25 protein-coding genes and 3 pseudogenes are annotated in these 25,259 nt (G+C 63.5%); 22 read left to right on the top strand and 6 right to left on the bottom strand.

Features of this window, described 5'->3' with window-relative positions:
• Nucleotide 1 precedes the first annotated feature (1 nt).
• The 4 genes from PX554_RS19470 to PX554_RS19455 all read left to right on the top strand — a co-directional run bounded on the left by PX554_RS19470 (nt 2) and on the right by PX554_RS19455 (nt 2,175).
• On the top strand, nt 2–340 hold the full coding sequence (locus PX554_RS19470; RefSeq protein WP_275504136.1) for a hypothetical protein: 339 nt from the start codon (nt 2–4) through the stop codon (nt 338–340).
• Between the two features lie 61 nt (nt 341–401).
• The gene (locus PX554_RS19465) at nt 402–941 is read left to right on the top strand and encodes a hypothetical protein (protein WP_275504135.1); all 540 of its coding nucleotides are present in this window, start codon (nt 402–404) and stop codon (nt 939–941) included.
• Entirely contained in the window at nt 938–1,468 is a 531-nt protein-coding gene (locus tag PX554_RS19460; RefSeq protein WP_275504134.1) for a hypothetical protein, read from the top strand. The genes PX554_RS19465 and PX554_RS19460 overlap by 4 nt, the downstream gene beginning before the upstream one ends.
• Before the next feature lie 62 nt (nt 1,469–1,530).
• Entirely contained in the window at nt 1,531–2,175 is a 645-nt protein-coding gene (locus PX554_RS19455; RefSeq protein WP_275504133.1) for a DUF2306 domain-containing protein, read from the top strand.
• A 177-nt stretch (nt 2,176–2,352) separates the two neighbouring features.
• Here PX554_RS19455 and PX554_RS19450 read toward each other — a convergent pair whose 3' ends face one another.
• The 3 genes and pseudogenes from PX554_RS19450 to PX554_RS26630 form a co-directional block, all read right to left on the bottom strand.
• Nucleotides 2,353–3,729 (bottom strand): APC family permease, encoded by a 1,377-nt coding sequence (locus tag PX554_RS19450; RefSeq protein WP_275504132.1) that lies wholly within the window; start codon nt 3,727–3,729, stop codon nt 2,353–2,355.
• A 5-nt stretch (nt 3,730–3,734) separates the two neighbouring features.
• Nucleotides 3,735–4,262: a GNAT family N-acetyltransferase gene (locus PX554_RS19445; protein WP_275504131.1), complete on the bottom strand. Its 528-nt coding sequence runs from the start codon at nt 4,260–4,262 to the stop codon at nt 3,735–3,737.
• 127 nt (nt 4,263–4,389) lie between these two features.
• Nucleotides 4,390–4,476: pseudogene (locus PX554_RS26630) on the bottom strand (ATP-binding cassette domain-containing protein); the annotation flags it as partial.
• Nucleotides 4,477–4,605: 129 nt separating this feature from the next.
• On the opposite strand from PX554_RS26630, the gene PX554_RS19440 reads away from it, so the two are divergent.
• Complete coding sequence (locus PX554_RS19440) at nt 4,606–4,755, top strand: hypothetical protein (RefSeq protein WP_275504130.1); 150 nt, start codon at nt 4,606–4,608, stop codon at nt 4,753–4,755.
• A 113-nt stretch (nt 4,756–4,868) separates the two neighbouring features.
• On the opposite strand, the gene PX554_RS19435 is transcribed toward PX554_RS19440, so the two are convergent.
• Nucleotides 4,869–5,240, bottom strand: a complete 372-nt coding sequence (locus tag PX554_RS19435; protein WP_275504129.1) for a hypothetical protein — start codon at nt 5,238–5,240, stop codon at nt 4,869–4,871.
• A 1,111-nt stretch (nt 5,241–6,351) separates the two neighbouring features.
• Here PX554_RS19435 and PX554_RS19430 point away from each other — a divergent pair.
• From PX554_RS19430 to PX554_RS19350, 17 genes and pseudogenes are all read left to right on the top strand, one after another.
• The gene (locus tag PX554_RS19430; protein ID WP_275504128.1) at nt 6,352–6,654 is read left to right on the top strand and encodes a type II toxin-antitoxin system HigB family toxin; all 303 of its coding nucleotides are present in this window, start codon (nt 6,352–6,354) and stop codon (nt 6,652–6,654) included.
• Between the two features lie 13 nt (nt 6,655–6,667).
• Nucleotides 6,668–7,036 (top strand): helix-turn-helix domain-containing protein, encoded by a 369-nt coding sequence (locus tag PX554_RS19425; RefSeq protein ID WP_275504127.1) that lies wholly within the window; start codon nt 6,668–6,670, stop codon nt 7,034–7,036.
• A 76-nt stretch (nt 7,037–7,112) separates the two neighbouring features.
• Nucleotides 7,113–7,439: a recombinase family protein gene (locus tag PX554_RS19420; RefSeq protein WP_476712852.1), complete on the top strand. Its 327-nt coding sequence runs from the start codon at nt 7,113–7,115 to the stop codon at nt 7,437–7,439.
• A gap of 557 nt (nt 7,440–7,996) precedes the next feature.
• A complete protein-coding gene (locus tag PX554_RS19415; RefSeq protein WP_275504126.1) occupies nt 7,997–8,515 on the top strand; it encodes a sigma-70 family RNA polymerase sigma factor in 519 nt (172 codons plus the stop codon).
• 91 nt (nt 8,516–8,606) lie between these two features.
• Nucleotides 8,607–9,656 carry a FecR family protein gene (locus PX554_RS19410; RefSeq protein ID WP_275504125.1) on the top strand — a complete coding sequence of 350 codons (1,050 nt, stop codon included), beginning with the start codon at nt 8,607–8,609 and terminating at the stop codon, nt 9,654–9,656.
• A 205-nt stretch (nt 9,657–9,861) separates the two neighbouring features.
• On the top strand, nt 9,862–12,840 hold the full coding sequence (locus PX554_RS19405; RefSeq protein WP_275504124.1) for a TonB-dependent receptor: 2,979 nt from the start codon (nt 9,862–9,864) through the stop codon (nt 12,838–12,840).
• A 139-nt stretch (nt 12,841–12,979) separates the two neighbouring features.
• The gene (locus PX554_RS19400) at nt 12,980–13,570 is read left to right on the top strand and encodes a heme acquisition protein HasA (RefSeq protein ID WP_275504123.1); all 591 of its coding nucleotides are present in this window, start codon (nt 12,980–12,982) and stop codon (nt 13,568–13,570) included.
• Between the two features lie 37 nt (nt 13,571–13,607).
• On the top strand, nt 13,608–15,485 hold the full coding sequence (locus PX554_RS19395) for a type I secretion system permease/ATPase (protein ID WP_275504122.1): 1,878 nt from the start codon (nt 13,608–13,610) through the stop codon (nt 15,483–15,485).
• Nucleotides 15,482–16,912: an HlyD family type I secretion periplasmic adaptor subunit gene (locus tag PX554_RS19390; protein WP_275504121.1), complete on the top strand. Its 1,431-nt coding sequence runs from the start codon at nt 15,482–15,484 to the stop codon at nt 16,910–16,912. Before PX554_RS19395 ends, PX554_RS19390 begins: the two co-directional genes overlap by 4 nt.
• Nucleotides 16,909–18,300 carry a TolC family outer membrane protein gene (locus PX554_RS19385; RefSeq protein WP_275504120.1) on the top strand — a complete coding sequence of 464 codons (1,392 nt, stop codon included), beginning with the start codon at nt 16,909–16,911 and terminating at the stop codon, nt 18,298–18,300. The genes PX554_RS19390 and PX554_RS19385 overlap by 4 nt, the downstream gene beginning before the upstream one ends.
• 29 nt (nt 18,301–18,329) lie before the next feature.
• The gene (locus PX554_RS19380) at nt 18,330–18,920 is read left to right on the top strand and encodes a biliverdin-producing heme oxygenase (RefSeq protein ID WP_275504119.1); all 591 of its coding nucleotides are present in this window, start codon (nt 18,330–18,332) and stop codon (nt 18,918–18,920) included.
• 75 nt (nt 18,921–18,995) lie between these two features.
• Nucleotides 18,996–19,862 carry a TonB family protein gene (locus PX554_RS19375; RefSeq protein WP_275504118.1) on the top strand — a complete coding sequence of 289 codons (867 nt, stop codon included), beginning with the start codon at nt 18,996–18,998 and terminating at the stop codon, nt 19,860–19,862.
• Between the two features lie 8 nt (nt 19,863–19,870).
• On the top strand, nt 19,871–20,800 hold the full coding sequence (locus PX554_RS19370; protein ID WP_275504117.1) for a heme/hemin ABC transporter substrate-binding protein: 930 nt from the start codon (nt 19,871–19,873) through the stop codon (nt 20,798–20,800).
• Nucleotides 20,801–20,846: 46 nt separating this feature from the next.
• Entirely contained in the window at nt 20,847–21,881 is a 1,035-nt protein-coding gene (locus PX554_RS19365; protein WP_275504116.1) for a FecCD family ABC transporter permease, read from the top strand.
• Nucleotides 21,878–22,684, top strand: coding sequence for an ATP-binding cassette domain-containing protein (locus PX554_RS19360; RefSeq protein ID WP_275504115.1), 807 nt, complete (start codon nt 21,878–21,880; stop codon nt 22,682–22,684). The genes PX554_RS19365 and PX554_RS19360 overlap by 4 nt, the downstream gene beginning before the upstream one ends.
• Nucleotides 22,685–22,697: 13 nt before the next feature.
• Nucleotides 22,698–23,012, top strand: a complete 315-nt coding sequence (gene hmuQ / locus PX554_RS19355; RefSeq protein ID WP_275504114.1) for a heme-degrading protein HmuQ — start codon at nt 22,698–22,700, stop codon at nt 23,010–23,012.
• A gap of 66 nt (nt 23,013–23,078) precedes the next feature.
• Nucleotides 23,079–23,279, top strand: a pseudogene (locus tag PX554_RS19350) (transcriptional repressor); the annotation flags it as partial.
• 214 nt (nt 23,280–23,493) lie between these two features.
• On the opposite strand, the pseudogene PX554_RS19345 reads toward PX554_RS19350, so the two are convergent.
• A pseudogene (locus PX554_RS19345) lies at nt 23,494–24,069 on the bottom strand (HAD-IC family P-type ATPase); the annotation flags it as partial.
• Between the two features lie 258 nt (nt 24,070–24,327).
• Nucleotides 24,328–25,221: a LysR family transcriptional regulator gene (locus tag PX554_RS19340; RefSeq protein WP_275504113.1), complete on the bottom strand. Its 894-nt coding sequence runs from the start codon at nt 25,219–25,221 to the stop codon at nt 24,328–24,330.
• Nucleotides 25,222–25,259 lie beyond the last annotated feature (38 nt).

The raw sequence follows: 25,259 nt of genomic DNA, 5'->3' as shown, positions 1-25,259 counted from the left end.
GATGAAAATGCTTTCGACCCTCGACGACCGCGCGCGGCCCCGCCTTGCCGGCTCCGCTATCCTCGGCCTCGCCTTTCGGCATGAGTCCTGGGCGCCACGGCCGCGAGGTCGCCTCCGGAGTGCCGGCGGCGCGGAGGTAGGTCGCGGCGGCGGTGGCGCTTGGGGGGACGATGATCGTGCCGGACAGCGCCTCAACCTGGCGACCTATCGCGGGGAGCAGGGCTTCTCGGGATCGCTCGTTGGCCGCGTCAGCCCGAAAGTATACATCAATGCCGGCGTCGGCGGATCGATGGTGCGCGGATCGACCGCCGGGCGCGTCGGCATCAGCTTCGGCCTGTAGAATGTCGATGAAGACGCTCAGAAACCTTGCGATAGCGCTGGCCGTCGGCGGGGGCCTCTTCATGGCATTGATCTTTGCCGAGGCCAGCACGCCGGGCCTCGATTTCGGGGCGACCAAGTTCATCCTGCCGATGGTCCTCGGCTCGGGATTGTTCACCGGCCTGAACGCGCTGGCGCGCAATCGCCGGATGCCGGTGGCGAACGATGCCCGAAAGGCGGAGTTGCTCGCCTTTCCGCCGAGGTCGGGGGCCGGCTGGATCGTCGTGATGCGCGACGGGCGGAAAGCCGCGGGGTCGATCGGCTTCGACGTGTCGGTCGATGATGCGGTGATCGCCCAGCTGATGCCGAAGCGCTTCACCATGATGGCATTGCCGGCGGGTGCGCACCGCCTCTTTGCCGACATTCCCGGCAACGCCGGCACCTCGACGGTCGTACCCAGCGAGATCGATGTGGTGGAGGGCGGTATCACGATCTTCGCGATCCGGACGTCGATGGGGCTCGTGCGCGTCTCGATCCGGCTCGATCCCGTCGCCGACACGCCGGAGGCGCGCGCTATGCTCGCCCGGATGCTGTTGGTGGAACCCGATCCGGCCCAGCCATGAACGCGACGCCGGACCAGTTCATCCTCCAGGTTCTGTCGGCGGCACTGCCGCTGTTGCTCCTCGCGACCATCGCCATCGTCGTGATTCTGGGCAGGCGAAGGATGAATAGATCGCCGATCGCGCCGCCCGAGATTGCAGCGGACGGGGTGCTGACCGTACCGGTACGCGCACTTTATCTGCGCCGCGCGGGTATCCTGGGCGGCGTATCGCGCAATAGCATCAATCCCCGCTTTGCGATCACGCCGGACGGTATCCGCTTCAAGGTGTTTCGGGAAACCCGGCTGCCCTTTTCAGCCATCGATCACGTTGAGGTCCGTGAATGGTTTGGCCGCCTGCTCCTGCTATTCGTCAACGCCGCAAATCCCCGTTTGCTCAGCGTCGATGTGGGGAACCGCGCCACCGCCAAGTGCGTGCTGGATGCGCTGCCCCGTTCCATCGCGCTGACGCCCGAAGCGGCGACGATCCGCGATGGCGTGCCGGCCGCGGGGACATCGGGGCCGAACCTTTTTCGGGGGCGATTCTGGTGACGATCGATATGGGCGGATTGCGCCCCATTTGCTGTCGCGCAGCGGCGTGACAGATTAGCCAGATGGCATCAGCTCAGCGCCCGAAACTCCATTGGCAATCCTCCGTATCGCTTCCCGGTATCCTGTTCGTTATCGCTGTCGCTTCAACATTGATCGTGATCTGGACCACGGTGCTGCCGATGATCGATGGCGAGGCATGGTCCCGTCACGCTGGCCACCTGCCATTGATCCTGACCCATGTATCAGGTGGGGTTTCAATGATCGTGCTGGGGGCGTGCGCTCTGTTCATCGGATGGACACGGCGCTTGTTCCGCTGGCACCGCTGGATCGGCCGCGCCTATCTCCTGCTCGGATCGATGGCTGCCCTCCTCGTATTCGTCCTGGGCATGATCGCGCCGCACAACCCCAAAAGCCTCTATATCGCTACTGATACGCTCGCACTTGCATGGCTGGCCGTGGCTGCGATGGGGTGGCGCGCCGCTCGCAATCGGCGCTTCGCATCGCATCGCGAGTGGATGATCCGTAGCTATGTTTTAAGTTGGACGTTCGTCGGCTGCCGTTTGGCGACGATGGTGGACTTCTATCCTTGGCTGGGCATCGAGGGCGTTACGGCCGCGATATGGGTCAATTGGATCGTGCCGCTGGTCGTCTGCGAAATCGGGCTGCGCTGGCGGGATGGCAGCCGACTGGCGGACGCTGGCGAGTGATTCCCGCTTCCAGGCTGATGTCCGCTTCGTGGCTTCGGATTCCTGATAGGAGACCGAGCACCAACCGCACCATTTACTGACTGGCGGGTTTCAAGGAATGTGAGCGACTTGCTGTCGTTGGCGCACGCCTTTCAATCCGCCTCGGTTTCCGAGCTGTCATGTCGCCTGACCGACCAATCACCGCGACTGGCGACGCACATGCCAAAGATAGACCGGGAGACCTGCCGCCACGATCGCTATGCTCGCCAGCGCGCGCCAGGGCGTGGCGATAAGCGTGTTCACGAGCAGGAAGCCGGTTCCGGCGAGGAACAGGCCGGCGACCAGGGGGTAGGCTGGAACGCGATAGGGGCGCGGCGCGTCCGGAAAGCGCCGCCGCAGCACGAAGATCGCCGCCACCGCCAGGCCGTTGAAGACAAGCAGCATGAACACGATGATGTCGGTGAGCGTGTCGAAGCTTCCCGAAAAGGCAAATCCGATCGCCACGGCGCCCAGCGCGAGGACGGCCCGGCTGGGAACCCGTGTGCGAGGCGAGATGACCGACAGGCCGCGCGGCAGCAACCCGTCGCGCGCCATCGCGAAGGGCAGGCGCGACACCGCGAGGAAGGTGGAATGCAGCGCGCCGAGATTGGCCGTCAACAGGCCGAGGGTGAGCAGCCAGGCGACGCCCGCGCCGAAGAGCGTCGTCATCACGATGCCGGCAACGGACGCGGATTCGGGCAGGTTCGCGATATCCATGGGACTGAGCGCAAGGAAATAGCCGAGATTCACAAGAAGATAGAGGCCGATAATCAACATGCTGGACCCTATGATCGCGCGCGGAATATTGCGATCGGGATCCTCCACTTCCTCGGCCACCATGCTGAGGTCGTTCCAGCCGTTATAGGCCCATAACGCCCCGATCATCGCCGCGCCAAAGCCGGAAAGGCCGAGCCGCGCGGTTTCCGGCACGCCGGCGCACGCGCCATGCCCTGCGTCGATCGCAAGATGGGAGACATGAGCTCCCAACAGGAGCCCGGCAATCCCGATGCCCGCGACCAGCGCCACCTTGAGGGCGGTGACGATGCTCGCTACCCAGCCGTTCGCCCGCACCGGCGCAAGGTTGAGGAGCATGACAAGCGCGATCGTCGCGGCCGTCGCCAGTTGGAGCTGAAAGGGCGTGAGCACGGCCGAAAAGAGATCGCTGGCGAAGATGACGCAGACCGCCGCGATGGCGGCGATGCTGGCCGCCCCGTCGAGCAGTGTCTCCATCCAGCCATAGAGAAAGGCCCAGACTTTGCCGAAGGCGGCATCGATGAAATTATACTGACCACCCGAGCGCGGCATCATCGCCGTCAGTTCCGCGACGCATAATGCGCCCGCAAGCGTCAGCAATCCGGCCATTGCCCAGGCCAGCAGCACGAGCGAGGGCGACCCGACATTGCAGGTCATGACGCGCGCCTTGAGAAAGACGCCCGTGCCGATGACGTTCGTCACGATCAGCGCGGCGGCAGGTATGAGCGTCAGGCTTCTGGCGAGGGTCGGCGCGGCCGGCGCTGCGTTCGGGTTGATCGCCATGCGGTTCAAGCCGTAGCCAGGGATCGTTCGAACCGCAGATCCTTGTCCATGAAGATCGTGATCGGACGAAAGATGTCGGGAATGTCGTAATAGGGCTGGCAGCGACGGAAACCCATCACTTCGTACAGGTGGATCGCCCCGCTCATGAACTTCACGGTTTCCAGCCGCATGACTTTGTAACCGGCCTGGCGGGCTTTCTCGATCAAGGCCGAGATGAGTGCCCCACCAAAACCGCCCCGACGAAAATCGGGGCGGACATAGAAGCGCTTCATCTCACAGACATCGGGCTGCATATGGCGAAAGGCGATGCAACCAACCACGTCGGAACCGGCATAGCCAAGCAAGGTCAATCCGGACGGGGGCAGAATGCCGTCCAACGCTTCGTCATCGCTGGAATAGTAGAAATCGAGCACATCTTCGGCGCGGAAGCCGAGCTTTTCCGTCTCGGCGCTGTCCCAGGCCGCAAGTTCGGCCATCAGGCGCGCCGCCGCCGCCCGATCCTGTTCCGTCCCGCATTGCCTGATGTCGACCATCCGCCCATCCCCGATTCACGCGATGATGCGCTAATCCACATGGCTTGGCGACGCCTAAGTGTCGGCTATCGATGCCGTAATTTCTTTGCTTTAGGACCGCAAAGGGGTCGAGGCAGCGGAGCAGGTTCATCAAGGTGGACTTGCCCGAGCCCGATGCCCCGACGATGGCGACAAACTCGCCTGCGTAAATCTCCAAGCTTACGCCGCGCAGCACTTCGACCGCCGCATCTCTCTCGCCGTAGCGGCGGCGAACTTCCGTCAGCGCGATCAATGGCGTGGCGGGGAAACGCGCAACCTGCTGCTCGGGAAGCTCGACAGCTCCGGTTACACGCCCGAGATCGACATGGACGACATCGGGCGCGATACGGTTGAGAGCCGGGAAGCTGGGATCGTCCGGCTTGACCGAGATGTAGTCTGGGTCTTCGCGCCGGTCTTCTTCCAGACGCCGTGGTCGACGCTGCATCTGACGTCGCTTGATATTTGCTCGGGATGAACGGGAGAGTCAGTATTTTTGGTCAATGGTATTGCAACCATTGAATTCGGCAGCTTCGCCCGCCGAGAGAGTTAAGAAAAATATTATCACAATCTCGCAATCGAATGGCAGGCCTACGTCAAATTTAGCCAGTGCAGCGCGTCGCCCTCAGTCTCGAATATCCTGTGGGTTTCCTCGCTGTGAACACGCTTGGCTTGAAGCCGTCGAAGCTGACTTTGGACAATGACCGCTATCCGCAGCTCACGGCCTAACCGACTATTGGTGAAGCTTTGAATGGCTTCGACAACCTCCTTGCTTTGGGCGCCCTGCAGACTTGTATCGACCAGGAGAGAAGGCTGCCGACCTAAGGCCCGTAAGGCCCGAACGTGGTTGAAAATTGTTTCCTCGATCCGCCGAAAAGTTTCCAGATTCATTTGCGGGGGGAGCCGGATCACAATCAGGCCCGTGCGCTGGTTGGCCGAAATTGAGACGGACGCGATGGTCATTGCTCGGCGCTCCTATTCGCACCCCAGTGCTCTCTGGGAAGAAAAATGATCAACGCCCTCCCATGCTTGTTACGACAGGGTAACATGCTCGGTGTCCCGACGGAACAAGGTTGCGTGCCCCCCCGGACGCGCCGCGATTCTGTTGGGCCGATAAAGACTTCCATGCGGTCCAGGAAATGGTGAAAAGAGTCGCCGGCAAGATGTGTGTCAGGGCGGGTCTGGCCGATGAAGGCAGAATGCATATTGGGGAGCGATCCGCCGACGCTGGCGATCAACCCGCGGAACACGGTGAGCGAGCGCAGCGAGCAAAGCGCCTTCCCCTACTTCGTCAAAGAGTCTCCGGGACATTCGGTAATCCGACGGCCCATGAAGCGCATCCATTGGTCGACGCCGACGACATTCTGACGCTCGTATCGCTCCTCCATCGCCGTCTCGGCGCGAGCCACCTCCCGCTCATCCTCACGCATGTCACCGGCGGAGCGTCCATGATTGTGCTTGGTGCGGGCGCTCTGTTCATTGGCTGGACGCGGCGGCTGTTCCGCTGGCACCGTTAGATCGGTCGCACCTATCTCCTGCTGGCCTCGATGCCGCGATCCTCGTGTTCGCGTTGGGGGTGGCCGCGCCGCACAACCCAAAGAGGCTCTATATTGCTACGGACACGCTAGCGTTCACATGGCTTGCCGTTGCCGTTGCCGTTGCGGTTCCGATGTCTCTAACGACCGTTCCCTGCCCAATGGAAGACCGAAGGCTAGTCACCATTGTCGAAAGCCTGGAAGGTCAGGCGCGTGATTCGATTCTGCCTCTGCTAGGTGTCGAAGTCCGAAAAAGCTTTGTCCGTGAAAAAGCAAGTGGAGAATCAAGACTCTCCTTGTGTCGATGCTATGTTGGGACCGATATGCTCGTCCGTGTCGTGGAGCTTTCGTCGATAGCCTGAATCTGATCGAGCCTGGCTTCACGGGGCATTGCGGCCTCGAGCGGGTGACCAGGCTATCATCCCGCGTCGACCTTTGATTTGCTGTCGGGCGAGTTGACGTTCTGACGTCGTCTGCAAAATTCCCGTTTTGGGAACTTCTGCTTGATTACCACACCGGGAACTGGCATGGGACGCAAAATGAGGATCATCGCACGGAACAAGCTGATGGCCTTCTGGGCCAAGCATCCGGAGACACAGGCATCCTTGGTACATTGGTATTCCATCGCCGATGCAGCGGAGTGGAAGAATGGCAACGAGATTATGGCCTCGTTCCCCAAGGCCAAGGTTTTGAATGCTGAGAGGGTCCGTTTCGAGGTCGCGGGTGGAGACTATCGCCTGATCGTATCTTTCCATTACGGCCTGAAAACCGGGTGGATAAAGTTCATCGGCACGCATGCCGAATATGATCGCGTTGATGCCCTGACCATCGATCAATTCTGAAAGGTACCTGGAAATGGACATTCGCCCCGTCAAAAACGAAGAAGATCACGCCGCCGCGCTGGAGGAGTTGAAGGGTCTTTGGGGTGCGGCCGAAGGGACTCCGGATTATGATCGGCTCGCCGTCATGATCACCCTCGTTCACGATTATGAGGAACGTCGCTGGCCGATCGGTAAGAACCTCGATCCGGTGCAGGCCATCGAAGCGGCCATGGAGGCTGAAGGCCGTACCCAGTCCGACCTTGCGGCTCTGATCGGCAAGAGCCGTGCAACCGAAATCCTCCGCCGCAGGCGTCCCTTGACGCTCAGCATGATCCGGAAGCTCAACAAGGCTTGGCATATCCCGGCCGAGCGGCTGGTTCAGGAATATGAACTGCGTGCCTGACCTGCGCTATCTCCTCGCTCAAATGGGCTAGCGAAGGGGTGAAGGCGGAAGTTCCAACTGAGACACCACCGGAGATTTGGCAAGGAACCGGCTGTCGGGCTGGCGGGTGTCGGCCGTCGCGATGAGCGGCATGACGTTCGAGATCGATACGCCGCATGGGCGGATGATGGCGACGACGCTCGCCGGTATCGCGCAGTTCGAACGCGACATGCTCAGCGAGCGGGTTCGGTCTGGATTGGCTGCGGCGCGAGCGCGAGGGTGCAAGCTTGGGCGCCAGATCGGCGAACGCCCGAAATCGGACCGCCTCGCGACCAAAGCGTTGGCGCATATCGCCGAGGGACTTAGCTATCGCTGGATCGCGCGCGACCTGGGCCTCAGCAAGACACGGTCGCCGGGATCGTAGCTCATGCACGGGGTGACGTGAGGCCTGACATCACGGTCACGACGTGACCGTGGCGTCTGGACGGCTGCGACCCGATCCACGGCGCAAGGCCCGGTTTCGACAATGGTCGTCGTATCGTGGCAGACGGCAGCGCCCATCATGTCCCGACCGAACAGCCGGAACGATAGCCGCCCTGTGTCGGAGTGACTTATATGGCTCAAGGGCTTAACATCAGCATAAGCGGGGCCACTCACCATCTCGATCGGAGCACGGGCCCAAGGGTGTGGCCCAGGGCGTAAAGTTACGATAAAATATTGTCCACCGATGGAAAGAAAAGCCGTATCAATTCCATTGATGAGGAGCAGATTTTCTGTGCTGGTCTCGTGCCGGTTGTGATCATGATCTCCAACCCTGCGCGTCTGATTGGTGGATATGCAGAGACAGACTGGTGAGTCGCCTCCTAATGCCTTGATATTCCGACGAGCCTAGGCGCTCGATCTCTATTTGCGATTGGTTCGCGATAGGAAGGCTGCTAGATCATCCCGACAATCCCTTGTTGGACTGGAGGTAAGTGAGGCGTGGCGGAAAGGAAGAAGGCATTAACGGTCTTCCTCGCGCACCGCGCGTCGCTGATCCGCTACGCAAAGGAGGTCGCCGGCGACGCAGCCGATCCGGAAGACGTGGTGCAGGAGGCATGGCTGCGTCTGAGCGGTAAAGCCCTCAAGCAGCCCCTGGCGGAGCCGCTGGGGTACTTCCGCATGATCGTGCGCAATATCGCGCTCGATGGCCGACGTCGGCAGAGGGTCGAGGCCCGTATATTCGAGCCGGACGATGGTTCACACGCCGATCTTGTCCCGGCGCCGGTCCCGACGCCTGAGGCTGCTGTGCTTGCCAGCGCGGAACTGGCTGCGACCCGTCTGGCTCTCGAGGACATGCCCGAAGACATGCGCATGGCGGTGGAAATGCATCGTCTGGATGGCCGGAAGCTCAAGGACATCGCCGCTTTCCTCAATGTCTCCACAACGACTGCGCACAAGCTCGTGTCCGAAGGCATCGAACGCTGCCGCGAGCGGGCAGGGCGGAGGATGAAGCACTGAAAATTGCCGCCATTCGCGAAAATCCGTGCCCGTCGTTCGTTTATATGAATAGGGGACTTTCAAACCAAAGCAGACACATCAGGACGGGCTCATGACCGAGGGGCAGGACAGTTCTTACGGAGTCGATGCGCGCAGCCTCGCCAATCGCGAGGCGACCGACTGGCTTATCCTGCTCCAGGAAGAGCCTGAGGACGCGATATTGCGGGCCCGTTTCGAACTCTGGCGTGCCGGCAGTGCCCTCAATGCTGCGGTCTGGGAGGATACGCAGTGTGTCTCGGACAGGATCGTGGCGATCCCGGCCGCGCATGCCGACCGCTGGCGCGGTTTTTCGCGCGCAGGCGACGCGCAACATGTCGTCTCGCTGGGACAGGCGCAGCAGCGCAAAAGGGGAATTTGGCCCTTACTTGTCCGGCATCGCGCTGTCGGGGCCATGTCGGCCATAGCCGCGATTGCCCTGGCGATTATGGCTGGGCCCGATATGCTGCTCCGCCTGCAGGCCGATGCCGTTTCCGAGACCGGTGAGGTCGAGACCCTGCATCTTGCCGATGGCAGCATGGTGGCGATGGCGCCCCGGAGCGCGGTCGCAATCGATGTGAAGGACGGCCATCGACAGGTCCGCCTGCTGCGCGGAAGCGCCTATTTCGACATTGTGCACGATCCCGCCCATCCATTCCGGGTTTTGTCTGCTGGCACCGTCACGACGGTGCTCGGCACCGCATTCGAGGTGCATCAGGGCACCGACACTGAAAACATATCCGTCTCGGTAAGCCGCGGTCTGGTAGGGGTCGCCTGTGCCGGGCAGTCCCGGCAGATCGGCAAGCTCTCGGTCGGCGATGCCGTAGATGTAGCGTGCAACGATGGCGCGCGCGCCGTGCGGCGCAGGGTCGAGCCCGGCCGGATAGCAACTTGGCGGAAGGGACAGATCGTCGTCAGCGACCGGCCGGTGCGGGACGTGATCGATGCGCTACGGCCCTGGCACCGCGGTTTCATCATTGCCCGGGGAAGCAAGCTCGACACCGATCGCGTTACCGGCGTTTACGACGCTCGCCAGCCCGAGCGCGCGCTGCGGGGCTTGAGCACCGCCCATACCGTATCGGTGCGCTCCTTGACCCCCTGGGTTACCATCGTGACAGCGGATTGATTCAACACGGGTTTTCACTTTTTCCCACTTTCTACGATTTTTGCGCGAAAAGTTCCTGCCCTGACTCGTTTAGGTATTAGGGGCTAATGCAATTAATTCGCATTTGCATGTGATCCCCTTCCAACGAACGAAAGGGCGCATTCACGTGAATTTGGGGGCCTCAAAATACCATAAATCCACCCGCGGGCAGATGCTGGCAATTTCCATGCTGGCGTCGGCCGCATCCATCGGCATTTGTGTGCCGGGTGCGGCACGGGCGCAGTCATCCGCCGAAGCGAAGACAAGCCAATATGATATTGCCTCCAAACCGCTCAGCGAGGCGCTGGCGGATTTCGGGCAGCAGTCGGGGCTTGAAGTCAGCACCGCCGCCGAAGTGATGCGTGGGCGAACCTCGCCAGGCGTTTTGGGGCGCATGTCGGCGACGCAAGCGCTGAGCCGGCTCTTGGCAGGCACCGGGCTTACCTATCGCATCAAGGATGGTTTCGTCACGTTGGAACCCGCGCCGCAAAGTGCGCAGTCTGACGGGGCAATCAATCTGGGGACCCTTCGCGTCGAAGGCGAGCAAGGCAGCGGCAGCGGTATTGATCGCAGCGGCAACGCCGGCACCGGCGGGGCCGCCGGGGGTGCCGATGAGATCTTCGCGGCACCTCGGGCTGTGAGTGTCGTCACGCGCGAGGAAATGGATCGCACGCCGGCGCGCCACGCCGCCGACCTCATTGCGGAGGTCCCCGGCGTCACCAGCGCGGTCAACCGTCTCAACCCCGGCCTCTCGGTCAACATCCGCGGCATGCAGGATTTCGGCCGCGTCAACATGATGATCGACGGCATGCGCCAGAATTTCGTGCAGAACGGCCACCAGCAGCGCAACGGCCAGATGTATGTCGATCCCGAACTGATCACCTCGGTGGTGATCGAGCGGGGACCGCGCAACGACGTGCATGGCGCGGGGGCAATTGCCGGCACGGTCGATTTTCGGACGACCAACCCGGAAGATATCCTCGATGGTCCCAATGACAGGATCGGTGCACGCGTGCGCGCCACGACCGGCAGCAACGGGGTCAAGTTCCTGGGCAGCGCGGCGATCGCCGGCCAGCTGACGGACAATCTTGAGGTGATCGCGGCTTACTCGCGCCGTGAGATCGGTGACTATGATATCGGCAGCCACGGCGAGACTGCGGCCAACAATCTCACCTCCTATGACGGGATAGAGATCAACCGCATCAAATATGCGAGCCAGAAGCAGGAATCGGCGCTTGGCAAACTGCGCTGGACGCTGGGCGATCACCAATTGCAGTTGAGCTACATCGGCACCTGGCTGAACTACAACAACGTCAGCGACAGCTATAGCAGTTCGCTCGACAGCAATGGATCGGCCTGGGATGCTCTTGGATGGTCTCGCATTTCGAACCAGAATTTCGCGTTCGACTATAGCTGGAAGCCGGAAAGCAAGTGGATCGATCTCAAGCTCAAGCTCTACTACAGCAACACGCGCAACCGGAACTACACCGATGCCCGCTATCCCGACGGCATGGTCCCTGGCGATAGTCAGGTCGACTTCGCTTGGGAATATGGTCACTGCGAGACCGACCCCATCACGGTCGAGTGGCAAAGCTATTGCGGCTATGGCTATGGCTCGAACCAGCTCATCGGCACCAAGACCTATGGCGTCCAGCTCGACAACACCTCGCAGTTCGACCTTGGTCACGGGACGACGCTCAAAGCCAATTACGGTGTCGAATTCTATCAGGACCGGGCTAATTCGAGTGTGGTGATCGACCGCGAGGGGCGGATTATTGATACCTACAATCAATATGGCCAGGGCGACACGCTCAACCCGCGCGGACGCCGGTCGATGGGGAGCCTATTCGCCAATTTCGAGGCGAAGAACGACTTCTTCACGCTCGCGGCGGGGCTGCGTTACGAGCGATACTGGCTGAAAGGCACGACGCAGGTGCTCGGGGTGAAGAGCACCTACAATGATCGCTTCGCGCAGATGCTGGCATCAACCCGCTGTGACGTAACGACCGGTATCTCGACAGCCTCTGCCACGACTGCGCCTGGTCGTCGGTCTATTGCGATCTGCAGCGCGGCCGCATCGGGAGGAGAGGCAGCGGCTGCGGCTGCTTATGATGTCGCCTTCGGCACTTCTGGCGGCTATTGGACGGCCAGGGGCTATACTCCGAACTGGATCGATAGCACAGGATATTATGAGTATGACGTGAACCGCTCTCAGGGGCGCTTCCTGCCATCCTTCTCAGCGGCGATCCGTCCGACATCCTGGCTGGAACTGTACGGACGCTGGGCCAAGTCCTGGCGCCCACCAGCGATCAACGAAACCCTCATGACCGGTGGACATCCGGGCGATCCCATCGCGAACATGTACGCCAATCCCTACGCCGACCCGGAGAAGACCACCACCTGGGAGTTGGGCGCCAATGTCAATTTCAACGGCATCTTCAAGAGCGACGACGCTTTCTTCGCCAAGGTCGGCTACTTCAGCACGCGCGCGACGGATTATCTCTATACCTCGATCGCCAACAACCTGCCCGGCGACAATCTCGACGCGATCAGCGGCCTTGGGCGGGTCATGTTCGTCAACAACCGCACACCGATGCATTTCCGGGGTTTCGAACTCGAGGCGCGCTACGATGCAGGCTTCGTCTACGCCGGCGCGGCCGCGACGATCTATACGGGGTCCAACAACACCTTCACCCAGGATCTCTATCCGGCAGGCGCCGGCACCAGCAAATATGACCAGCCCAACGAAGACGGTTCGCTGACCGCTGAAGCGCAGATGGCGCAGGCCGCCGGCTACCCCTCCTGGCAGGCCTGGGCCGAGGCTCAGGTGGTCGCCGGCGCACCGTTCAACAGCGTGATGGGATCTCCGATCGACAAGGTGACCGCCACGCTGGGTGCGCGCCTCTTCCAGCGCAGGCTCGATACCGGGGTGCGGCTCACCTACAGCGGTCCGGGTGGGCTGCTCCACAATATCGATTATGATGTCTGGCCGAGCTACGTCACGTTCGACTGGTATGGCAGCTTCACGCTCAGCAAGCGCGTGCGCTTTTTCGCCTCGGTCGAGAACCTGACCGACCGCCGCTACGTCGATGGCAAGGGCGACTTCATGGCGATGGTCGCCGCGCCCGGCCGCACCTTCACGGGAGGTATCCAGATGCAGTTCTGACGGCGCTCCGCAAAGGGGCGTCGATGCACCGAACATGCGGGGTTCTCCGCATGGGGGATGGAACAAAGGCCATCTCCACCGGCGATGAGGGATGGTCCCTCATCGTTCGATCCTGAAGCACAAAAGCAGGAGAAGAATGATGACCGTTACCTTTACCGACGCTGATGCCGGCAATCTGCCGGATACTGTTTCGTCCAGCGACTCGCTCAGCGATATCCTGAACGAGTGGGCAAGCGCCTTCACTGGGTCGCACACCAACATCACCGGCACCTTTGGCGGGACGGCGGACAATAGCTGGTACAGCTATTTCGGCGTTCCGCTGAGCGGCGAGACCTACAGCTACGGGTCGGACGCGGATGGCTACAAATTTGTCGCTACGGGCGACCTCTATTACTACTTCAACTCGACGGTGACGCCGGCGTCGCCCGCTTCCCCGGATGACCACACGGTGTTCGGCGAACTCGACTCGATCTCGCTCTATGCCGACGCTGACGGCGACAATCTCGCCGATGACCTGTTCCTGACCATCAACTTCGACACGCCCATCACAAGTGCGATCACCGAAGGCCAGGACGGCGAGGTATTCCAGATCATCTGGGGCCTCATGAACGGGGACGCCACCGAACTGCTGAGCGAACTCACGGCCCAGAGCGTGGACGTCAGCGATTCCTTCGCGGACCTCACCGGCTCGTCGGCGCTCGCCGAGAGCGAACTGCTGCTCGCTGCCTGACCCCCACAGGCGCGAACAGGGAAAGGGCGGCGACGTCATGTCGTCGCCCCGACCCGTCCCCCCTTTCGGTTCTCAACGGACAAAGCTCCCGATGCAGCGACAAGACGCCCCGGTCGACGAAATCCGTAGCGCGGTGCTGAGTCTGCGCGACAGTATTCGCAGCGTTGCCGCGTTCAGCGCGGCCACCAACCTGCTGATGCTCGCGCCCTCGCTCTATATGCTGCAGGTCTATGACCGGGCCGTCGCCTCGGGCAATCTAGTCACGCTCGGTATGCTCACCGCCATGCTGGTCGGCCTCCTCGCGCTGATGGGCGGGCTCGAATATGTCCGCAACGTCGTGGTCATCCATGCCGGTTCGCGGATCGACGATCTTCTCGCGCGCCGGGTCCATCAGGCCGCTTTCGAGCGCGGCCTTGCCGGCGGGCAGGCCAATGCGGCGCAAGCGACGCGCGACCTTGACGCGATCCGCCAGTTCCTCACTGGCAACGCCGTCTTTGCTTTCTTCGATGCGCCTTGGGCGCCTCTCTTCCTGATCGTCATGTTCCTGTTCCACCCGTGGATCGGTGGGCTCGCGCTGGTCGGCATCATTCTTTTGGCGAGCCTTGCCTGGCTTAATGAGCGCCTCTCACACGATCTATTGAAGAAGGCCGGGGCGCTTTCGGTGCAGGCGACCGCCAGCGTCGAGATGCAATTGCGCAACTCGGATTCGATCGAGTCCATGGGCATGTTGGGACGCCTGTTCCGACTGTGGCGCGGCCCGCATCGCGGCTATGTGCACCGTCAGGCGCAGGCCAGCGAGCGCAACGCGCTGATCAGTGCAATCTCGCGCACCATCCGCCTCGCGCTCCAGTCGCTGGTACTGGGGCTCGGCGCCTGGCTGGTGATCGACGGACGCATGAGCAGCGGCATGATGGTGGCGGGTTCGATCCTCATGGGCCGCACCCTCGCGCCGATCGACCAGCTCATCGGCGCCTGGCGGCAATGGGCGAGTACGCGTCTTTCATGGCAGCGGCTGCATGGGCTGCTGGCAGCGCATCCGCCGCGTTCCGAGCGTCTCCCGCTTCCCGCGCCCACAGGCATCCTCTCGGTAGAAGCCGCGGGCGCCATGCCGCCCGGCGCGAGAACGGCGGCACCGACCTTGTCGGGCGTCACCTTCGCGCTCGAAGTCGGCGACATGCTGGGCGTCATCGGGCCGTCCGGTTCCGGCAAATCGACGCTCGGACGCCTCATCGGGGGTGTCTGGCCCGCGCAGGCCGGCAAGGTCCGGCTCGATGGTGCCGACATCGCCCAATGGGACAAGGAGCGGCTCGGTCCCCATATCGGCTACCTGCCGCAGGAAGTGGAACTGTTCGCCGGTACGGTGGCCGAGAATATCTCGCGCTTCGCCGAGACGGACAGTGACCCAAGCCTGATCACAGATGCCGCCATACTGGGCGGCGCGCATGAGATGATCATCACTCTTCCACAGGGCTATGACACTCCGCTCGGTGACGGAGGACAAGGGCTTTCGGGCGGGCAGCGCCAGCGCATTGCACTGGCCCGCGCGCTCTATGGCGATCCATGCCTCGTCATCCTCGACGAACCCAATGCTAGCCTTGATGAGGCAGGCGACAAAGCCTTGCTCGCGGCGCTTGCCCGGCTGCGCGAGCGCAAGGTCACGACGGTCCTTGTCACCCATCGGCCTAAGGTTCTCGAAGTGACCAGCAAGCTCATCGTGCTGAAGGACGGCCGTGCCCAGGCCTTCGGTCCGACTGCGGAAGTGATCGCACGGATGCGCGGTGCAGGAGCCAGCCCACGCCCGGCTGAGACGCCGGGTCAGGTGCTGACGATGCCGGGTACGATCGGGGGCGGCGCGATCAAGCCCAATGGCGCGGTGACGGACATGGGTGCGGGCGGCGGCGCAGCGGGGGCATGACGAAGATGGATACCGAAGAACTTCAGCCCCGGGGCCGCGCCTGGACGCAGTGGCGCGAATTTCTGCGCGGCATCGGCCGCGAGCCCGAGGGTGATGGCAAACCCACGGTCGAAGAGCTCGACCGCGAGGCTAAGGCGGAGGGCGAAACAGCCAGGCGACCGGCTCGCCTGGGTTGGTTGCTGCTAGTGCTGGGCTTCGGCGGCTTCGTGCTCTGGGCGGCCTTCGCGCCGCTCGACAATGGCGTGCCTATGCCAGGCGTCGTCATCGTCACCGGCAATCGCCAGGCCGTCGAGCACCAGACCGGTGGCATTGTCTCGGCACTCAATGTCCGGGAGGGTGACCGCGTCCGCGCCGGCGAAGTGCTTGTCAAGCTCGATCCAACAAGGGCCGGAGCCGAAACGCAGAGCGTTGAGATCCAGCTTGCCACCGCCCGCGCCAAGGAAGCGCGCCTGCTCACCGAGCGCGACGGGCTGGCCGCGCCGGCCTTCCCCGCCGATCTCGAGCGCAGCCGCAATGCCGACGTCACTGGCGCCCTGACCCTGCAGCGCCAGCTGTTCACAAGCCGCCGCGCCGCCCTGCAGGGCGAACTCATGGGCATCGAGGAATCGATCGCTGGTCAACGCGCTCTGATCGCAGGGCTGGAAGCCTCGATCGGCGACAAGCGCCAGCAACTCGTGGCAATGAACGAACAGCTCGGCAACATGCGGCAGTTGACGAGCGAAGGCTATGTCGCGCGCAACCGCCTGCTCGAAACCGAGCGGCTGCGCTCCTCGATCCAGTCCGACATCTCGCGCGATCTCGGCAGCATCGGTCAGGCGCGAGGACAGGCGGCGCAATTGCAATCGAGCCTTAAGCAGCGCCGCGAAGCATGGCAGCAGGATGTGCGCGGCGATCTCGCCGATACAAGGCTCGAAGCGCAATCGCTCGCTGCCAAGCAGGACAGTACCCGCTTCGAGCTGCGGCACACCGAGATCCGCGCCCCGGTGTCAGGGCTCGTCGTCGGGCTTGCCGCGCATACCGTGGGCGGCGTCATCCCTCCGGGCGGCCGCATCATGGAGATCGTGCCCGATGCCGCCCCGCTCATCGTCGAAGGCCATATGTCGGTCGACAGCATCGACAAGGTCCATGCCGGTCTCCCGGTCGACCTGCTGTTCACTGCCTTCGATCGCAGCTCGACGCCGCGCCTGACGGGCAAGGTCGAACTGATCTCGGCCGACCGGCTCGAGGACGAGAAGAATGGCCAGCCCTACTACACGGTGCGCATCCGTGTCGGACCTGACGAGCTTGTTCGTCTTAAGCTTGGCGATCAACCGCTGCGCGCTGGCATGCCGGTCGAGGTTTTCGTGCGCGCCGGCGAACGCACGCTGCTCAACTACATCTTCAAGCCCCTGTTCGACCGCATGCGCACGGCTTGGGGGGACAAGTGAAGCCAATCCTCTGTTCGCTCGTGCTGGCTCTGTCGCTCTCTCCTACGGCGCTGGAAGCGCAGGACAACGATCCCCAGTCCGATCATGTCGCTGCGGCATCCACCGGCGCTCCGATCGACTTCCGCCGCGCCTATGCGCTGGCACTGGAGGCCGATCCGACCTGGCTCGCGGCGCAGGCGCGCCAGCGCGCCGACGCACAGGAACGCGCGATCGCGCGAGCAGGCCTGCGGCCGAGCCTGAGCTATAGCTACGATCGCTCGCGCAATTGGTCCAATATTCGCGAAACCTATGCCGGACAGTCCGTCGGCCAGGACATCACCTATAACAGCTTCGCCTCAAGCTTCATGCTCTCGCAGTCGCTTTTCAATGCGGCCGCCGGCGCCCGCTACAAGGCGGGGGTCGCACGCGGCGAAGCCGCCCGCTTCACCGAGGAACGGGCGCGCCAGGCACTCGCCGTCCGGGTGCTGCAGGCCTATACCGATCTGCTCTACGCGCTCGATGACCTGACACTCGCGCAAGGGCAGGTCACGGCGCTCGACGAGGATGCCAGACGCGTCGAACGCTTCGTGGTGTTGGGTGAAGGCACCCGCACGGATCGCACGGAAGTCGAGGCGCAGCAGCATCTGGCGGCGGCCAAGCTGCTCGAGGCACAGGATCGGCTGCGAACCGCGCGTAATGGCTTGCGCATCCTCCTTGGCCTCGTGTCGGCGGGCGATCCGGCTCCGCTCAATGAGCGTTGCCTGCCGCTAGTGGGCCAACCCGAACCGCTGGCGCTCTGGAAAGAGCGGATGCTGGCGCACAATCCCGAACTGGCGGCCGAGCGCAGCATGATCCAGGTCGCCGAGCGTCAGGTCCAGGAGGCGCGGGCGGCGGGCCTGCCGACCGTCGCCGCCTATGCCCGCCATCGCACCTCGGAATCCGACACCGAGAATGTGATCGGCCAGCATTATCGAACAGCGAGCGTCGGCATCCAGGTTCGCGTGCCCCTCTATTCAGGTGGCGGAGTTTCGGCAGCGGCAACGCAGGCGCGCAACGCGCTGGAGGAAGCGCGCTACAAGCTCGACGCCGCGACCTTTGAACTGGTCGACGATCTCGAAAAGCAGTTCAATCTCGTCGAAATGAGCCCGATGCGCATGGATGCCTATGCGCGGGCCTCCTCGGCCGCCGCCGAGCGCGTCCATGCGACCGAGCGCAGCATAGCGGGCGGCGAGCGGACCAATCTCGATGTGCTCGACGCCGAGCGCCAGCGGCTCGAAGCGCGACGTGATCTTGCCCGCGCACGCTACGATTACCTTCTCGGATGGCTTTCGCTGCGCTGGCAGGCCGGCACGCTCGAGGATGCCGACATCGACCGCGTTGCCGCCTGTTTCACCGGCCCGCGCCCATGACCAACGATCAATTTACAAAAGGAGCATCTATGACAATCGCAACACTCGACCAGTCGCGTTCCCTGCGCCTGAAAACCCTCACCACAGAGACCCATGAGGCGTTAGACAGCTCGATCATGGCCGCCGCCGCTTTTGACAGCGTCGAAGGCTATGCCGGGTTCGCCGAAGTACAGTATCTGTTTCACCGCGACATCGACGCGCTCTACGACAATCCCGATCTGAAAACGCTCATTCCCGATCTCGAATTGCGCAGCCGCCTTCTTTTGATCGAGGCCGATCTTGCCGATCTCGGGCGGTCCCTGCCGAGAGTTCACGAGGCCCCGGTATTCAGCGCGCAAGGTGTGGACGTGCCTACCGCGCTGGGCTGGCTCTATGTTGCCGAGGGGTCGAACATGGGCGCGGCCTTGCTACGCAAGGCGGTCGCGAAGCTGGGGCTTTCCGATGAGCATGGCGGCCGCCATCTCGCGCCCGCGCCCGGAGGTCCGGCCGCGCACTGGCGCACTTTCACCGCTGCTCTCGATGCCCTCGATCTGACGCCCGCGGAAGACGTGCGTGTTATCGCCGGCGCAAAGACAGCCTTCGCGCGCGTGCAGTCGCTGGCCGATAGCCGCCTTGGGTGAGGCAATCGAGGACCGACCCTGTCGGCCGGTGCATCACCCGCGCGCCGACAGGTATCACCGAGCAGGAACAGCATCATGAGACGCGAACAGCTCAAGGCCTTTGACCACGGCGACGACCTTTTTCCAGGCTATGTCGTGATGCGGTCCTATTATCCGGGAGATACCTATCCCGGCGACGAGATTGCCCATTCCGGGCCGCATCCGGTGGAGGTCCGTGCGCTTGCGCAACCCTATGGCCGTTACTGCGACCGGCCGATGGACTGGCGAGCCCGCCTCTGCGGCATCGCCGGGGCGGCAACGATCTATGCGATCGTCATCGCGGTTGCGCTCGTCACCTGGAAGACCGTCCATCCGGTGCCGCCCACGACCTCCCGGGCGCTGACCGTGGTGGATCTGGCGCCGCTGGCGGCCCCACCCGAGCTGCTCAGGGATGTCGCTCCAGGTCCCGAGCAGATCGAGAGGCAGGAATCCAAACCCGAGCCCAGCCCGGATGCGGTCATGCCTCCCCCCATGATCCAGCTCGTTCCACCCAGCGCTGCGGCACGCAAGACGAACGATCCTGTCCCTGTCGTCGACCCCGGCCCACCCGCGCCTGAAACGACCGCACCCAGGGTTATCGCCGCGCCGGCCGCGTCTCGCGCATCCAATGATGCCAAACCGAATTGGGAAGGGGAGATTCTGGCGCGTCTCGAGCGCTTCCGGCGCTATCCGGCCCGGGCCCGCGCCGGACGGGAGGAAGGAACCGTCTATATCCGCTTCACGATCAACCGGCCCGGTATGATTCTGTCCTCAGCCATCGTGCAGCGGTCCGGGTCCGCCACCCTCGACCAGGAGGCGCTCGATACGTTGAAGCGCGCGCAGCCGCTCCCGGCGATACCGCCAGACAGGCCGGATGTGGTCGAACTGACCATGCCGGTCGAATTCTACCTCGCCGCACACTAGACATGATAATGCAAGGCAACAGCATAACTTCTTTTTTTCGCAGAAGGCCCCCGATGACCCTTCCCGACGCTCCCCATTTCGCTCGCCGCGACTTCCTCGCGAAGACCTCCCTGTGCCTTCTCGGCGCCTCGCTGCCGGTTTCGGTCTTCGCGGCGCCAGCGCAGGATCTGTCGCGCGTGGTCTGCATCGGCGGCACCATCACCGAAATCCTCTACGCCCTCGGTCAGCAGAACCACATCGTGGCGGTCGATACGACCAGCCAGTTTCCGCCGGCCGCGCTCAAGGAGAAGCGTAGCCTGGGCTACATGCGCGCAGTCTCCGCCGAAGGCGTGCTGGCGATGCGGCCCACGCTCATCCTGGCCATGGGCGATGCCGGGCCGCCCCAAGCGCTCGATCAGCTGCGTGCCTCGCGCATTTCCGTGGTGACGATCGACAACACGCTCTCGCCTGCTGCGGTCACGGCGCGCGTGCGCCAGCTCGCGGCGCTGTTCGGCGTGCAGGCGGCAGGCACGCGGCTCAATGCGAAGATCGATGCGAGATTTCGCGAACTCGGAGCTTTCCGGCGCGCGCATCCGGTGCGCAAGCGCGTCTTGTTCGTCCTCTCGCTCCAGAACGGGCGCCCCATGGTGGCGGGGAAGGGCACCGAGGCCGACGCTATCATCGCGCTTGCGGGTGGCATCAATGCGGCCGCTACGCTCGACGGCTACAAGCCAGTCAGTGACGAGGCGCTGGCAGCGTTGGCGCCTGACGCCGTTCTGGCCATGGACCATGCCGGGCCGAGCATCGATGTGAACGCTCTCGACACACCTGGCTTCCGTCTGACGCCGGCAGGCCGCCGCCATGCGCTGATCAGGATGGACGGGAGCTATCTCCTTGGCCTTGGACCACGCACGCCGGTCGCGGCGCTCGATCTCGCGCGCCGCCTGCAAGCGGTCTGACATGGTCCCCTCGCGATCGCGATCGTCTACCCGCCGCCCTGGCGTGGTGACACTGCTTCTGCTGCTGGCGGCCGGCATGGTCCTCGCCGGTCTGCTCGCGCTCGATCTCGGCGCGACCGATGCCGGTCTCGCGACACTGCCGGGCCTCGTTCGGACGCACTGGAGCAATGTCGCCATGTCGCCCGATCAGGAGGTTGCCTGGCTGATCATGAGCGGCATCCGCCTGCCAAGGCTGGTGCTCGCACTCATGACCGGCGCCGCGCTGGCGGCGTCGGGCGCGGTCATGCAGGGCCTGTTCCGCAACCAGCTTGCCGATCCCGGCCTCGTCGGTGTGTCGGCCGGCGCAGCGCTGGCCACCGCGCTGGTCATCGTTTTGGGCGGTGGTGTGCTGGCTCCAATCCTGCAGCCGCTCGGGAACTGGGCGCAACCGCTTGCCGGGCTTCTTGGGGCGCTGCTCGGCACGACGATCCTCTACGCGCTCGCCACCCGCGAGGGCGTGACCTCGATTGCGACCGTCCTGCTCGGCGGCATCGCGCTGGCTGCCTTCTGTGCGGCCTTCACAGGCCTTCTGGTTTATCTTGCCGACGACAAGGCGCTGCGCGACCTCAGTTTCTGGACGCTCGGCAGCCTGTCAGGCGCTACCTGGCAAGGCATCGGTGCAGCCCTGCCTTTCCTGGGGTTTGGCGGGTTGTGCCTGTGCTTTCTCGCACCCAGCCTCAATGCGCTGTTGCTCGGCGAAATGGACGCCTTCCATCTCGGCGTCGACGTGCAGCGCGCAAAGCGTCTTTCGCTGCTCGCCGTGGCATCGATGACCGGGGCAGCGGTGGCGTCCGTCGGCATCATCGGCTTCGTCGGGGTGCTGGTTCCCAATCTCGTGCGCCTGATCGCCGGCCCCGATCATCGCATCGTCCTACCGGCCAGCGCCATGCTCGGCGGCATACTGCTGGTCCTCTCCGATACGCTGGCGCGCACGATCGCTTCTCCTGCCGAAGTCCCGGTCGGCATCATCACCGCGCTGCTGGGCGCGCCCGTTTTCCTGTGGCTGCTGCTGCGCGACGGAGGAAGGATGGCGCGGCTATGATCCGGATCGACCATGTCACCTGGAGGATTGACGGTCACAGCCTGGCCGATGACATCGATCTGACCATTCGGGACGGGGAGATCACGGTGCTGATCGGGCCGAACGGCGCCGGGAAGTCCTCGCTCATCCATCTCGCAAGCGGCGCGGTGCGGCCTACCACCGGACATATACTGATCGACGGGATGCCGATCGGATCCTTTGCGCCAGCACGACTGGCTCAGCGACGCGCGGTTCTCTCGCAGCGCCAAACAGGCGGGGAGGGCTTCACCGTCGCAGAACTCGTGCGGCTTGGCCTGAAGCTGACCTTGGGTAGGCCATCGGCAGCTTCCTCCCGAGCGCTGGTCGAAGACGCGCTGGCGGAGGTTGATCTGCAAGGCTGGCGAAACCGCCTCATCGGAACATTATCTGGCGGCGAGCGTCAACGCGCGCACCTCGCGCGCGTACTTGTGCAATTGCGCGCAGGTGCTGAGTCAAGGCGGCGCGGCGCGCTGTTTCTCGACGAACCGATCGCGGCGCAGGATCCCGCCCAGCAGCTCCGCGTGCTCGACGTCGCCCGGGCCCATGCGAGCGCCGGTGGCGCCGTCCTGCTGGTCCTGCACGATCTCAACTGGGCGGCCCGCGTTGCCGATCGCATCGTCGCGCTCAAACGCGGCCGGGTGGTCGCAGATGGCCCGGCAAAGGCTGTCCTGACCCGAACAATGCTCGCCGATCTGTTCGAGATTGATCTCAATCCCGGCGCGGTGCCGTCCGACCGTCCCTTCGTGCTGCCGCAGATGGTAAGCCCGCTCTCCCCCATCGATTGAAAGGAGTCTCCTGATGTATATCGCCATGAACCGCTTCAAGGTGAAACCGGAAGAGCAGGAGGCCTTCACCCGGCGCTGGCTCGAACGTGACGTGCTGCTCAAGACAGTACCCGGCTTCGTCGCCTTCCATCTGCTGCGCGGTCCCGTGGGCGAGGACCATGTGCTCTATGCGTCGCATACTGTCTGGCGCAGTGAGGAGGATTTTCAGGAATGGACGCGATCCGAGCAGTTCCGCACCGCGCACGCCGGTGCGGGTTCAGGCAAGCCGCTGACCGTCGGACCGCCCCAGTTCGAGGGCTTCAGTGTCTTTCAGGAAGTTCTAGCCTGACCGCGACGAAGCCTGTCAAGCATCTCACCCAGGTCGTCCACGAAGCGCAGTCCGCATGAAGCCAGCATCGATCTGGAAGCAATCTGTCTGCAAAGCGCTCCGGATTATCGGGGCCATGCGCATCATCGCCAGTGTCCTGTCGGAATCGGAAGACCATCCGGATGTCGAACAGTTTCATGTCGCGTGAATAAGTCCGCCCCCAACATCTCGATCGCGACTGTCTACCGGGCGGTGCGCCTGTTCGAAGAGGCAACAGTGCTCGATCAGTTTCATGCGCGCATCCGCGAGGAGCGCAGCAGCTCAAGGTCCGAGCTTCCCGAAAGCGGGACGGAGGGGCGATTGCTGGCAGTCGGTCCCGAGACCGGCTAGTTCATCAATATCCTCGCGCTCAGTTTGAAGGCGCCGACGATCCTGGAGATTGGCACCTCTTATGGATATCATCCGCTGCGACCACCGCTTGCCTGCACGGCCTGGTCTATGTTCATGACTGGCTCGCGTCGAGCCGCACGGCGTTCAGCCGCAGCGCATTGGTAACCACCGTAAAGGAGGGCAGGGCCATCGCGGTGCCCGCGAACATGGGCGAGAGCAGGATGGCGGCTACCGAATAGAGCGCGCCAGCTGCGATCGGCACACCAATGCCGTTGAACAGGAAGGAGAAGAACAGGCTTTGGCGAATATTGGTCATGGTTGCGCGAGCGAGCCGGCGCGCCCTGACCATCACCACCGGATCACCCTTCGTCAGGGTCAGGCCCGCGCTCTCGATAGCAACGTCGGTGCCTGTCCCCATGGCGATCCCCACATCCGCTGCAGCGAGTGCCGGCGCGTCGTTGATACCGTCACCCGCCATGGCGACGCGCGCGCCCTTCGCCTTCAGTTCGGCGATGATCCGGGCCTTGTCCTCAGGCTTGAGATCGGCATGAATCTCGCCGATGCCACCGATTGTCTTCGCAACTGCCTCGGCCGTGCCGCGACTGTCCCCGGTCAGCATGACGATCAACAGTCCCTCCTCATGAAGCGCGTCGAGGGCCTCGCGCGTCGAGGCCTTTATCGGATCCGCCCGGAAACGTGGACATCGCCTCCACAATCAACGTGTCGGCTGCAAATGCAGGTATTTCGCCTGGCGCGATCATCGCCCGTTTGGTGGGGTATCCCGTCTTGGCCTTGGCGCTACGCCGCGGGTCGGCGCGATCATGGTGGGCATGGGCCACTTGCTGACCTTGTGGAGTGGCTGGCTCGACAAACGCGAGGGGCACCGCAATATGACCTCGCAAGACAACGCGTCGCCGTCACCTGTCCTGGGGACCGGCGAATGAAGTTATGGCTCGCGCGCGCCTTTCCTCAGCAGGAAATCCCGCACATGGACAATGCGGGGATGGCGCAGCGTGGGCTTGTTCCAGGCGAGGTAGAGCGTGTTTTCCGGTATCGCGCCCGGCGTCGACAACACGGCGAGTTGGCCGGCTGTGATTGCATCGGCGCAGAGATAGTCGGGCAGCACCGTCCAGCCTGCACCGGCCTTCGCCATCTCCAGAAGCAGGCGCAGGTCGGGCGCGGTCGCCACGGCCTGCATCTCGGGGATCTTGTCAAACACGCGCTGGAAGAACTCGCGCACCAGCGGCAGGGTCTCGCCATAGGCGATGCACGGCAGGCCGCACAGGAAGTCGGCCGTCACGCTCCTGGCCTTCGCTCGCTCGGCGAGGCTCGGGGCCGCCACCGGCAGCAGCCGTTCCCGCTCCAGCTCCGCGAAGCCATGCGCCTTGCCTTCGGGCGGCGAGGCGGTGACGGCGAGATCGGCATGGCCTTCGTCGAGCGCGGAATAGATACGCGCCCGGTCGCCCGTCTGGATGCGCAGCCGTAAGCCTTCGCCGATCAGCTGCGCGAGCCGTGGCGCAACGCGCATCGACAGATATTCGGCCGGCCCGACGATATGCACCGTGCCGCTCAGTTTCGACGACCGCGCCTGCGCTGCCCCCATCGTCGTCTCAATCCCATCGAGATGGGCGGCGACCGAGCGGGCAAGATCGTCGGCCGCCGGCGTCGGAGCCACTCCGCGCGCCTGCCGGACGAACAGCGGCTTGCCGAGCATGGTCTCCAGCGCCGCGATATGCGCTGAGGCGGCCGGCTGGGTGATCCCGAGCCGCTGCGCCGCCTTTGTGAGCGAGCCGGCGCGGTAGGCGTCGAGGAAGGTGCGTAGATAGATGAGGTGGTTCAACTCGGATCAGCCATAAGAATATTTATGAGTGATAGCAG

It is taken from the genome of Sphingomonas pollutisoli, from assembly GCF_029167165.1.
GTDB lineage: Bacteria > Pseudomonadota > Alphaproteobacteria > Sphingomonadales > Sphingomonadaceae > Sphingomonas > Sphingomonas pollutisoli.
The sequence above is the reverse complement of the archived record's forward strand: the minus strand, read 5'-3'. Positions and strand labels throughout refer to the sequence as shown.

What these genes read in the sequence shown, in the direction of transcription:
- PX554_RS19470 (WP_275504136.1), top strand. Translation starts at nt 2, where the DNA reads ATGAAAATGCTTTCGACCCTCGACGACCGCGCGCGGCCCCGCCTTGCC.
- PX554_RS19465 (WP_275504135.1), top strand. Translation starts at nt 402, where the DNA reads ATGGCATTGATCTTTGCCGAGGCCAGCACGCCGGGCCTCGATTTCGGG.
- PX554_RS19460 (WP_275504134.1), top strand. Translation starts at nt 938, where the DNA reads ATGAACGCGACGCCGGACCAGTTCATCCTCCAGGTTCTGTCGGCGGCA.
- PX554_RS19455 (WP_275504133.1), top strand. Translation starts at nt 1,531, where the DNA reads ATGGCATCAGCTCAGCGCCCGAAACTCCATTGGCAATCCTCCGTATCG.
- PX554_RS19450 (WP_275504132.1), bottom strand. Translation starts at nt 3,729, where the DNA reads ATGGCGATCAACCCGAACGCAGCGCCGGCCGCGCCGACCCTCGCCAGA.
- PX554_RS19445 (WP_275504131.1), bottom strand. Translation starts at nt 4,262, where the DNA reads ATGGTCGACATCAGGCAATGCGGGACGGAACAGGATCGGGCGGCGGCG.
- PX554_RS19440 (WP_275504130.1), top strand. Translation starts at nt 4,606, where the DNA reads ATGGACGACATCGGGCGCGATACGGTTGAGAGCCGGGAAGCTGGGATC.
- PX554_RS19435 (WP_275504129.1), bottom strand. Translation starts at nt 5,240, where the DNA reads ATGACCATCGCGTCCGTCTCAATTTCGGCCAACCAGCGCACGGGCCTG.
- PX554_RS19430 (WP_275504128.1), top strand. Translation starts at nt 6,352, where the DNA reads ATGAGGATCATCGCACGGAACAAGCTGATGGCCTTCTGGGCCAAGCAT.
- PX554_RS19425 (WP_275504127.1), top strand. Translation starts at nt 6,668, where the DNA reads ATGGACATTCGCCCCGTCAAAAACGAAGAAGATCACGCCGCCGCGCTG.
- PX554_RS19410 (WP_275504125.1), top strand. Translation starts at nt 8,607, where the DNA reads ATGACCGAGGGGCAGGACAGTTCTTACGGAGTCGATGCGCGCAGCCTC.
- PX554_RS19405 (WP_275504124.1), top strand. Translation starts at nt 9,862, where the DNA reads ATGCTGGCGTCGGCCGCATCCATCGGCATTTGTGTGCCGGGTGCGGCA.
- PX554_RS19400 (WP_275504123.1), top strand. Translation starts at nt 12,980, where the DNA reads ATGACCGTTACCTTTACCGACGCTGATGCCGGCAATCTGCCGGATACT.
- PX554_RS19395 (WP_275504122.1), top strand. Translation starts at nt 13,608, where the DNA reads ATGTCGTCGCCCCGACCCGTCCCCCCTTTCGGTTCTCAACGGACAAAG.
- PX554_RS19390 (WP_275504121.1), top strand. Translation starts at nt 15,482, where the DNA reads ATGACGAAGATGGATACCGAAGAACTTCAGCCCCGGGGCCGCGCCTGG.
- PX554_RS19380 (WP_275504119.1), top strand. Translation starts at nt 18,330, where the DNA reads ATGACAATCGCAACACTCGACCAGTCGCGTTCCCTGCGCCTGAAAACC.
- PX554_RS19375 (WP_275504118.1), top strand. Translation starts at nt 18,996, where the DNA reads ATGAGACGCGAACAGCTCAAGGCCTTTGACCACGGCGACGACCTTTTT.
- PX554_RS19370 (WP_275504117.1), top strand. Translation starts at nt 19,871, where the DNA reads ATGCAAGGCAACAGCATAACTTCTTTTTTTCGCAGAAGGCCCCCGATG.
- PX554_RS19360 (WP_275504115.1), top strand. Translation starts at nt 21,878, where the DNA reads ATGATCCGGATCGACCATGTCACCTGGAGGATTGACGGTCACAGCCTG.
- hmuQ (WP_275504114.1), top strand. Translation starts at nt 22,698, where the DNA reads ATGTATATCGCCATGAACCGCTTCAAGGTGAAACCGGAAGAGCAGGAG.